The sequence below is a fragment of the Phenylobacterium sp. genome, assembly GCF_046590535.1.
Lineage (GTDB): Bacteria > Pseudomonadota > Alphaproteobacteria > Caulobacterales > Caulobacteraceae > Phenylobacterium.
The window spans coordinates 1-2,701 of sequence record NZ_JBKJTG010000201.1; the positions used below are offsets into that span (position 1 = coordinate 1).

Below are 2,701 nucleotides of genomic sequence, written 5' to 3' on the forward strand. Positions count from 1 at the left end.
CTTTCCCGCAGCCCGCACGAACCCGTCGACCGCCTGGAGCTGGCTCGCGACACCGTCGATCCCTCGGGCAGGGCCGTTGACGTGCAGGTGACGAGGCTGCGGCGCAAGATCGAGGACGACCCCAAGGCGCCGCGTTACCTGCAGACGGTGCGCGGTGTCGGCTACAGACTGGTCCCGGACTGATGCGGCTGCTGCCCCTGCGAGTGCTCGGGCGCTGGGTGAAGCGCCAGCTGCCGACGTCGCTGTTCGGCCGCAGCCTGCTGATCATCGTCCTGCCGGTGGCCCTGATGCAAATCGCGGTCACCTATGTGTTCTTCGACGCCCACTGGCAGACCGTCACCAGCCGCCTCTCCGAGGGCCTGGCCGGCGACATCGCCTGGGCGGTGGAGAGTTACCAGGAGGATCCCACCCCCGCCGCCTTCGCCCGCCTGTCGACCCGCGCAGAGGACAGCATGGGCCTCTCCATCGCCCTGCAGCCGGGCCGCGCCCTGCCGCCGAACCGCCGCGAGCCGCCGGTGATCTTCGAGCCGTTCTTCGCCCCCATCGACCGGGCCCTGGACCGGGCGCTGTCGGAGCGGCTGGACGAACCCCTGTGGTTCGACACCACCAGATACCCGGCCTACGTGGACATCCGGGTGGCGGTGAAAGGCGGGGTGATGCGCATCCTCGCGCCTCGCGACCGGGCCTTCGCCACCCAGGGGCACATCTTCGTCCTGTGGATGACCGTGGCCACCGTGCTGCTCACCGCCATCGCCATCCTGTTTATCCGCAACCAGGTGCGCGCCATCGAGCGGCTGGCCAACGCGGCCGAGGCCTTCGGGCGCGGCGCGGACGTACCGGCCTTCAAGCCCCACGGCGCCAAGGAGGTGCGCCGCGCGGCCAGCGCCTTCCTAGACATGCGCTCGCGCATCCAGCGCCACATTGACCAGCGCACCACCCTGCTGGCCTCGGTGAGCCACGACCTGCGCACGCCGCTCACCCGCCTGAAGCTGGCGCTCGCCCTGGCCGAGCCGTCGAAGACCAACGCCGCCATGAAGCGCGACCTGGCCGATATGGAGCACATGATCGACGAGTATCTGGCCTTCGCGCGCGGCGAGGGCGGCGAGGCGGTGGAGGCGGTTCAACTTCGCGACCTGATCGACGAGGTCAGCGAGGGCGCGCGCCGGGCCGGCGCCCGGGTGGCGGTCACCGTGGAGGAAGCGCTCACCGCCACCGTGCGGCCTAACGCCCTGAAGCGGGCGCTCGCCAACCTGATCATGAACGCCGCCGTGCACGGGGAGCACATCGAGGTGGCTGCCCGGCCAAGGCCGCAGGGAGGCGTGGAGATCGTCGTCGACGACGACGGCCCCGGCATTCCCGCCGAGCGCTACGAGGAGGCGTTCAAGGCCTTCGGTCGGCTGGACGAGGCCCGCAACCAGAACGCCAAGGGCGTCGGCCTGGGCCTGGCCATCGCCCGCGACGTGGCCCGCGGCCACGGCGGCGACATCACCCTGGAGCGCTCGCCCCTGGGGGGCCTGCGCGCCGTCATGCGCCTTCCGGGCTAGCCGCCGAGCTCCTTCGACCGGCGCATGGCGCGCGATACCGCCTCACGCAGAAGGGGGGGCAGGCCGGTGTCGCTGAGCAGCACGTTGAGCGCAGCCTCCGTCGTGCCGCCGGGCGAGGTCACCTGGCGGCGCAGGTCGGTGAGATCGGCGCCGGTCTCCTGCAACAGGGCCGCCGCGCCGGTCACGGTGGCCCGCGCCAGCCGGGCGGATTCCCTGGCCGGCAGGCCCGCGGACACGCCGGCGGCCTCAAGCGCCTCGATGAAGGCGTAGAGATAGGCCGGCGCCGAGCCGGAGACCGCGGTCGCCGCATGCATCTGGGTTTCTTCGGTGAGGTCGACCACTGTCCCCAGGGGCTCGAACAGGGCGTGCGCCCGGGCCAGCGCCGCCGGATCGTCGGCATAGAGACTGGCGGTCCCCTGGCAGATGGCCGCCGCGGTGGTGGGTATCACCCGGGCCACGCAACGCCCGCCGAACGCCTTGGAGATGTCGGCGGACTTGGCGCCGGCCGCCACCGAGATGATCACTGCGTCGGCGGCCAGCCAGGCGGCGGTCTCCGCGGCCACCTCGCGCCAAAGCTGCGGCTTGACTGAGAGCACCACGGTTTTGGCGCGGGCCAGTTCGGCTTCCGGAGGATTGAGCTGTGCTCCTGCCTGCACGGCCTCGAGAGCCGGGCCGGTCGCATGCGGTTCGCGGATCATCAGGTCGGCGGCGTCGAACGCCTGCGCGCGCCGCCAGCCCGCCAGGATGGCCCCGCCCATGCGCCCGGCGCCCAGCATCAGGATCGGTGTGATCATGGACGCGACCGTAGCGGGCCGCGCCGCCCCCGCCCAACCCTTATCCGTGCGGTCAGGCCTCGCCGACCGTCTCGAACATGCAGGCGGCGATCGCCTCCTGCGGCGACTTCAGCCCCCGGATCATGAAGTCGAAGGCCGGGAAGAAGCGATCGGCGCCCTCCACGGCCACGTCGATCATCGCCGCGGCCTGGGCCAGGCTTGGCTGTTCATTGGTCATCAGCGCCATCCCGTGCCGGAAGATGATCTCGCCCTCTTCCCACAGTTCGAAGTGGCCGAGCCAGACGCGCGGGTTGATTGTGGCGATCAGTTCCTGGGCAGTCTGGCGCTGAGCCTGAGGCACTGCCAGGTCCATGGAAAGGCAGA

The 2,701-nt window shown here is 71.2% G+C and carries 4 protein-coding genes; 2 read left to right on the top strand and 2 right to left on the bottom strand.

Features of this window, described 5'->3' with window-relative positions:
- Together ACLL81_RS11865 and ACLL81_RS11870 are read left to right on the top strand one after the other, a co-directional pair.
- Nucleotides 1–183: helix-turn-helix domain-containing protein (locus ACLL81_RS11865; RefSeq protein WP_411288552.1), on the top strand; the 183-nt coding region annotated here is incomplete at its 5' end.
- Nucleotides 183–1,544: an ATP-binding protein gene (locus ACLL81_RS11870; protein ID WP_411288553.1), complete on the top strand. Its 1,362-nt coding sequence runs from the start codon at nucleotides 183–185 to the stop codon at nucleotides 1,542–1,544. The genes ACLL81_RS11865 and ACLL81_RS11870, both read left to right, overlap by 1 nt.
- Here ACLL81_RS11870 and proC read toward each other — a convergent pair.
- Both proC and ACLL81_RS11880 read right to left on the bottom strand, forming a co-directional pair.
- Entirely contained in the window at nucleotides 1,541–2,338 is a 798-nt protein-coding gene (gene proC, locus ACLL81_RS11875; protein WP_411288554.1) for a pyrroline-5-carboxylate reductase, read from the bottom strand. The genes ACLL81_RS11870 and proC overlap by 4 nt on opposite strands.
- Nucleotides 2,339–2,390: 52 nt before the next feature.
- On the bottom strand, nucleotides 2,391–2,701 hold a 311-nt coding region (locus tag ACLL81_RS11880; protein ID WP_411288555.1), incomplete at its 5' end, for a YbjN domain-containing protein.